Annotated in this window: 7 protein-coding genes; 1 reads left to right on the top strand and 6 read right to left on the bottom strand. The window is 29.0% G+C overall.

What is annotated here, in order from left to right; translation table 11 throughout:
• Nucleotides 1–774: 774 nt before the first annotated feature.
• From FJU10_RS17790 to FJU10_RS17760, 6 genes are all read right to left on the bottom strand, one after another.
• Nucleotides 775–2,706, bottom strand: a complete 1,932-nt coding sequence (locus FJU10_RS17790; protein ID WP_140966586.1) for a hypothetical protein — start codon at nucleotides 2,704–2,706, stop codon at nucleotides 775–777.
• On the bottom strand, nucleotides 2,696–2,956 hold the full coding sequence (locus tag FJU10_RS17785; RefSeq protein WP_140966585.1) for a hypothetical protein: 261 nt from the start codon (nucleotides 2,954–2,956) through the stop codon (nucleotides 2,696–2,698). Before FJU10_RS17785 ends, FJU10_RS17790 begins: the two co-directional genes overlap by 11 nt.
• Nucleotides 2,957–3,421: 465 nt before the next feature.
• Nucleotides 3,422–3,658, bottom strand: coding sequence for a hypothetical protein (locus FJU10_RS17775; protein WP_140966583.1), 237 nt, complete (start codon nucleotides 3,656–3,658; stop codon nucleotides 3,422–3,424).
• 23 nt (nucleotides 3,659–3,681) lie between these two features.
• Nucleotides 3,682–4,956 carry a zinc ribbon domain-containing protein gene (locus FJU10_RS17770; RefSeq protein WP_140966582.1) on the bottom strand — a complete coding sequence of 425 codons (1,275 nt, stop codon included), beginning with the start codon at nucleotides 4,954–4,956 and terminating at the stop codon, nucleotides 3,682–3,684.
• Between the two features lie 5 nt (nucleotides 4,957–4,961).
• The gene (locus FJU10_RS17765) at nucleotides 4,962–5,927 is read right to left on the bottom strand and encodes a zinc-ribbon domain-containing protein (protein ID WP_140966581.1); all 966 of its coding nucleotides are present in this window, start codon (nucleotides 5,925–5,927) and stop codon (nucleotides 4,962–4,964) included.
• A gap of 282 nt (nucleotides 5,928–6,209) precedes the next feature.
• Complete coding sequence (locus FJU10_RS17760; RefSeq protein ID WP_140966580.1) at nucleotides 6,210–6,779, bottom strand: recombinase family protein; 570 nt, start codon at nucleotides 6,777–6,779, stop codon at nucleotides 6,210–6,212.
• Nucleotides 6,780–7,132: 353 nt separating this feature from the next.
• Between FJU10_RS17760 and FJU10_RS17755 the strand changes: the two genes are divergently transcribed.
• Nucleotides 7,133–7,417, top strand: a complete 285-nt coding sequence (locus FJU10_RS17755) for a hypothetical protein (RefSeq protein ID WP_140966579.1) — start codon at nucleotides 7,133–7,135, stop codon at nucleotides 7,415–7,417.
• Nucleotides 7,418–7,458: the final 41 nt, after the last annotated feature.

The raw sequence follows: 7,458 nt of genomic DNA, 5'->3' as shown, positions 1-7,458 counted from the left end.
TATATCTATTATTATAAAACGTTTTGGTCAATAAAAGTTAGATTTTATGGGGACTTTCTTTATGTATCATATTAGTTTTTATGTAAATAATCTATTGACAATAAGGAATTGTCTGATAATACTTAATTAAATATAGAAAAACAGGTATCAATTCCTACCTGTTCCATTAATACCTATTCTAAATAATATTACTTTAGGTGAATACTTCTCAACAATACCTAAATCTCTGTATAAGTCCTTGGTTAATCGTTCTCTACTAATATCATATTCATTATAGATATCAGCTCTAATTTTCTGAAAGTTATTTTGAATAATTCTATTCTTTTATTTCTCACTCTAGCAAACTTTCATATAAAATTCTAGGCAGCAAATTTTAGCTATTTTACTAAAGTTAGAATCCCTATTTAATAAGCAAGTCTTTGACTTGCTACTACCTAAAAACAAGAGAAGAAAACATTCTCTTTTTAAATTTCAATATTCTTATATAAGTAAGCAAAGCTTCGCTTTGCTAATACTTAATCAGTATGTATGATTATAAAACTACATATTATATACCATTAATATTGAATTGGAAACTTCATCCAAAAAAGTCTCTTTTTATGGGGTGTTTTTACAGATTTTATAATCATACCTCAAATAAGAATATATAAATAATAAGTTATTTAAGGTATGATTATAAAAGATGCTAATTACCCCTGATTTTATTGAGGAAATTGAATGAAAGTTACACTTCAATATTAATGGTGTATAACTTATATAATCTGTTCAATAATACTAATTCTTTACATATATGATACTTCTACTCGTTATTTCATTAGATATTTTATAATTGTCTCGAATACTATTAGTTACTCTGATAAGCTCTAAATCATAGTCTTTACAGATATTTGCACGGCATTGTTTTACCAAATATTCAGCATCTTTCTGTGTTTTTTTCTTTAATAGATATTTATATACATAAAAAATTATATCTCTTTCAGCTACATAGCTCTGGGTTTCTAATTTTCTTAAAATGAATTTAGCTATTTTCAACTCATTTTCCTTTTTTGATTCTGATAATAGATTTTCATCTACTTTAATTTTTTTAGATACTACAGTTGTTTCTCTTTGCTTAAATACATTACTAGCAATATCTTTTCCCAGAATTCTAGCAATTCCTTCGAAATTCAAAGCACTCAATGTATAATTATTAGCATACAATTCTTTAGATATATTCTCCGATTTTTCCATATCAGCATTTTTAAACTCTATAAAATTTGTATGATGGTATTTATTGCTTATTATTTTTTCATAAGAATTTTCCGTGTATTTTTCAAATAATTCAGCAGGTATTTGTGATTCTTCTAGCTTTTCAATATTTTCTGTAATCGCCAATTTGTTAATTACTCTTTGTATTCTTTTACTATCATACCTTGTTCCCAGAACAATATTTATTTCTTTCGCAATATTTTCACTTGTTAGGCATAGTAAGTGTCGAACTTCTCCTGTTTTAAAATCTTCATACATATACTCAGAAAGCATATCCAACAATGCGATAGAGATATTCAAATCACTTCCTAAAAACTTTCTGAATTTAGGGTATTCAACAGCTAATTTTTCATTCTTCAATACTTTTCTAAAAAATTGAATTTTATCAATTTGTTCTGCTGATTCAGAAGTTCTATCCAAACTACTTCCAGTCAAATATAGTAATAAATTGATGGATTTACAACTTCCTTCATACCCTGTTACATTTAATAATTTAGCAACCACTCGTAAAATATCTAAATTGGCAAAAGAATCCTTATTAAATCTATGATAAATTTGAGTGTCATCTTCCCACTGTATGACACTCGCACTTGGATTTTCGTCTTTCTCTAAAATATCATGAAAGGGTTCTGATTTAGGTAGTTCTAAAAACTCTCTCATATCAATCGTTTGTCTTAAAATGACTCTTGCATTTGTATACGAAGGATAAACCTTAGAAATTTCTGAATCGAATTTATCTAGGATAATCGCTCTTGCCTCATCAATTGATTCTTGCGTATTTTCTTTAATTAGTTGCCAAACCAGCTTTCTATCTTGAATTTCATATTGTTCGTTATAAATTTCTGATTTTACTATTTTGTTTGACTGTTTTTTCATCGGCACAATATCGCTTGTAAATTCTTTAACATTTAAAAGATTGGAAAAATGAACTTCTTCATACCCTCGATTACTTCCAAAAAATAAACGGTTAGGATTGGAACATTTTCTATCAGCAGATGGGAATAAACGAAATAATTTAGTATAGATATTCCCTATCAGTAAATAATCTTTTACTGATTCATTCAACACAAAAACGACTCTAAATTTATCAACTATTGCTTCTTTATCAGAGAAGGTTCGATACATGAAACAAGCATTTTGTTTAATAAAGTCATGATTTCTTACATAGTCATAAGTGGTTATGCCGTATTTTTCTATATCTACTTTAGAATTATCAAAATCAAGCATAATCAGTTGTTGCTGTTTAAAATTAATCGAATGAATGCGTTCAGAGAATTCTTCTGTTTCAAAATACATTCCTAACATACTTGTTTTTCCATTAACAGCAATACTTTCAGCAACATCTTCAATTTCTTTTTTCTTTATTTTTCTATATAAAGTATTTTGAATCAATCTAATTTCAACTGTGTTAGGTTTATTGCTTCTTTGAATATCTTCCATACATAACTCAATTTTCATAGTCACTGTCCTCCAACATTAGCAATCTACCGTATTTTAAAACGATTACTTTCTCTAATAATACTGTTTTTTCTTCTGTCAATCCACGTTTTCCTTTTCGAAAATTATGTAGGTTTTGATTGTGAACACCTATGGATTTAGAAAAAACAGTCATTTTTACCCCATAGTTTTTATCCAATATCTGTAGCCAAGCCTTTACCTTTTCTTGTTTCTCAGTCAATTCCTCTGCTGTTAATATTTTTGAATTCATTTAATTTATCCTCCGAAATTATTTTATTAATCAATTTAGGTCCGGACTATATCATCAATTATCAACTGAAGTCAAGAATGGATATCATTTTCGGACAACAAAAAATAATTAGTGTATTTTTATTAAAAGCATACTCTTATTTTATTACTTCTTTCTTAGATTCATCAAAACTATTAAAAACACTGATATATCAATGTTTATTATATTATCCATCCTAAATCTAACTTAAAAAACACCTCTCAGATTAATTCTAGTGGGTAATTCCCCATAAAAAAAGGTTCGCTTAATCTGAGAGGTGTTTTTTCGAAAATAGACGTAAAAATCGTTGATATAACAGTAATCTTGTATTTCTGTCAACAATCATAAAACCCTTGATAAATAAGGGTTTTTTAAAGGTCATTTTTTAAGTGGTTTTTGACAATATTTTGGAGATAATTTGTAATAAAAAAAGAGACATGATTTTACTCACATCTCCTCTAACAACTCTGTTTTCATTTTATCCATGTGTTTTTCCCACAATTTAATCACTAAATCCTCTGAAAATAGTAATTTTTCCTGCTCTTCATCAGACAATTTTTCAAATTCACTATATAATCCATTTGCTAATTTATTTAATACAATCTGAGGTATGGTTACATGGGCTTTCACAAATGTTCGTTTCACCTTATTTTTCACATATTTTTTTATTGCCAACTGATTCAAATTATCCCTATCCTTCTTTTAAATTAATCTGCTTTCTTATAAGTCATGTAACCATTTTGATAGACAATTGCTGTGCCTGCTCGATTTGTAACTTCTTCACTGCCTTCAGAATTAATACGTATATTAAATTCATACATTTCCTTTTCTTCAGAAAGAAATTCATAAGAAACTTTCTCTGGAAGTCCTATCGAATCTTTAAACTTGCTGAAATAGATTGTCGCATCATCTTTAGAAGCTATTTCAATCGCTGATGTATCAAATGCTATTTTTTTCATTGTATCTACTTTCGCACTTGGCTTATTTTGGAATACGTTATATGCTTCAACCTGTTCAGGGTCATACATGGCTATTTGATTATTAATAGAAATCGTATCTTTGTCTATTAGGGTGATAGGCGTGATTGTGGTATCGTAAACTGTCTTATCCATGCTGATAAGTGGGGTGACAATATAATAGACTTTATTTTTCATATCATACTTTACTGAATTCATATATCCAGTCATACCACTTCCTTGAAAAGCCCCCCAGCTTAATTCATTCTCAGGGAAATTAAAATGATAGATATCGCCTAATTGGTTATCTGAAATATTAAAATGCCAACCAACATGCTCATTAAAGTAATCTTCAAAATCCGTTTTAATCGTAACAATATCTTTAGCCAATTCATTGGCTTTATCATTTAATTTTGTATCATTGATGCTTTGAATAGAGTTTTCTAATGTGTCGATATCCGTCAAATCAATCATAGCAATATCCCAACCATTGATTGTTTCTTCCACACTTTCAAGCATATCAAATTGTCGGTTATAATAGTTAACGATTGAACGTAATCCTTTGGAAAAAGTATCGTCTCCTTCAATTTCAGGTGTTTCTATACGAGTATCTGAATTAATGGTTAAATACGTAGAATCGAAATTATCTGGAATAGGTTCATCAAATAATTGATTGACCTTATCGCGAACATTCACTTTTTCTCTTACATCAGCCAATTGTTTTTTATACTCTAACTTATCTCCTGATACTGCCCAAAGGCTTTTCTCCATTTTCTTTACTTTTTGTTCATCTAAATCCATATTTGGAACCGACTTTGTGCTATCAGAATATAGAGTATTGTAATTATCAATAAATTCACTTTCTACATGGTTTTTATAAAACCAGAAACTGCAACAAATGATAATAATGCCAAATAAACTAACTAATACAGATTTTTTATTAAAAAACCTTTTTGATGTATTTCCTTTACATTTCGGGCAACGATTATCTACTAATTTTTCGCCACATTTACTACAAAATTTCATTTATCCTACTCCTTAGTCACTTTCCATATAGTTGTTACTAGCATCAGAATAATGCCCATCCCTACTAATAAAATCCCAAATCCGATAGAATTTGAACTACTTATATCAAAATACTCTGAAGAAACTGAATAAGTATTTATTTCAGAAATTATTTTAAACAAAAATAAGCCATTCGCTATCAGTAGTAATACTTGGAAAAATTTACTTATCACATGATTTATGAACAACAAGATAAATGAAATCATCGGAATTATCAGAATAACAATTAATAAAAACTGATACCCACCATCCATCTTCGAGAGCAACTTTAGATAGTCATACAAAGTAATAGTAGAATCTAACCCATACCCCAAACCACTAATCTCACCATGAAGTATTGGTGCTAAGAATACGCCTGTATAATAGAATATTATGCCAATTAATGAAACTAACCAGCTATAATAAATCTTACCTGATTCACTATCCACTTGTATCTCAACTGATTCGTCATGATATTCATTTTCATCAGCTGAAACTTCATCTTTACTATTTAATGACGGTTCTATATATTCCTTTGTAACCGTAAGATTTTTAGTAGCGGTTTGAAGCAGACCATTGGCAAACTCTCGTATTTCCTCTTTATCAATTGATTTTACAGTTTCTTTCACTTTCTTATTCCATAATTGTTCTGAACTATTTTTGTTATTAGCATACCAGTAACTAAAAATGATACCTAAAAAGAACAATAGCCATCCCAAAATCGGTTGTATTGATAGTATCATCATAATAATCACTATAAAAGCAAAGACAATAACTAGATTATTTTTAATGAATGTTTCTAAATATTGAACTTTTTTTGAATTTAAGCGAAAAACATTTAATTGAGTTTCAAACTGCCTAACAATTTGTTCGCCTTTCACGCTCTTGCCACATTTTTCACAAAAATTCGAATCTTTCACTAACTTCTCTCCACATTGACTACAATAATTCATTTCTAACACTTCCCTATTTTTTACTTGCTTGAATGATTATTTTTATACAATCTTTTAAAGCCATAAAATCAATCCTTTTAATAAATTTGTATAAGGCAAATAATCAACGTTTTTGCCACAACAAAATAAGACCACCATATCAACTATAGAAATGCTGATACAATCGTCTTTTTTATGTATTTTATTTTTTTATACAGTTTCGGTAAAAAACGTTGATTATTTGCCGGTAAAATCTTGCTTCCCTCCAATAATGTTACCCTTAGATTGATAATTTATCAAGTCTCATTTTCGGGACAAACCTTCTTTTTTAGCAATGTTATAAACAGTTTTTTCGGACACACCACATTTTTCTGCAATTTCTTTCAGTGATAGCTGATTCCCCTTATATAAAACAATGATTTTCTTACGTTTACTTTGTTTTATTGGTGGTCTTCCCAAGGTCTTGTCAGTATTAGCTAAGGCTTCCTTTGTTCTGATACTAATATTTTCAGCTTCAAATTCTGCTATTCCAGCTAAGACAGTATAAAATAATCGTCCACTTGCTGTTCTGGTATCAATCGATTCTTGAATACTTTTCAGATAAATTTCTTTCTCATTCAACTCTGACATCAGATTCACCAATTGTCGAGACGACCTGCTTAATCTTGCTAAATTATAAATAAGTAAAGTATCTCCCTTTTCTAATCGGTTCAATGCTTTCTCTAACTCCGTTCGATGTTCTTTTCTCCCACTAATTTGTTCAGAAAACAATTCATCTGGTTCATAGTTTTCTAGAGCCTTCCTTTGCACTTCCAATCCTAAATCTTGCGTGTTTTTACTTGTTCGTATATAACCAATAGTTCTGTTTTGCATAGTATCTCCTCCTTTCTATCGTAAATAGTAGTGCATTTATTTGCTGTAAGATATAAAAATCCCCCAACAATTGGAATATGTTAGGGGAAATGAAACATTTTGAAATATTCATTAATATAGAGGGGAAATTCCAAATGGTTCTCATCAAGGTAATTTTATTATCAAACAAAATATAACAATTGTCGAGTAATTCGCTTGTTCCTTTACTTTTCTATTATTACGCTTTAAACATAGTCATAATTACTTATTTGACAATATTTACGCAAAAATAAGACACGCTATAAATTTGTAAAATCGTTTGTAATTGGTATAATTTTAGATAGTTAAAAATAACATATAAAGGAGGTAATTTCATGACAAATGGAACAAGTCAAGGACTCTTCGTAGTCGTAGCAATTATTATATTCGGTATTTTTGTTTTGATAAGCTATATGCTTTTCAAGGATAATTTAAAACCAACACTAGCCAATATATTTACAGACGGCTTAGAACAAGCAAAGGACAGTTTGGCTAACTCTCAAAATAAAGATTCAACTGATATAACTGGTAGAGAAGATGAAAATTATATTTACACCCAACTTAGAGAGCTGATGAGAGTAAAAATGAATCAGCTATTTGGATTAAAACAGAAAAATTAGCTGATAATACACTTAGCATTATTGCATCAAGCACTTATGAT

Source organism: Enterococcus sp. OL5 (assembly GCF_006491895.1).
GTDB lineage: Bacteria > Bacillota > Bacilli > Lactobacillales > Enterococcaceae > Enterococcus_D > Enterococcus_D innesii.
Note: the sequence above shows the minus strand (reverse complement) of the source record. Positions and strands in the feature narration are given on the sequence as shown.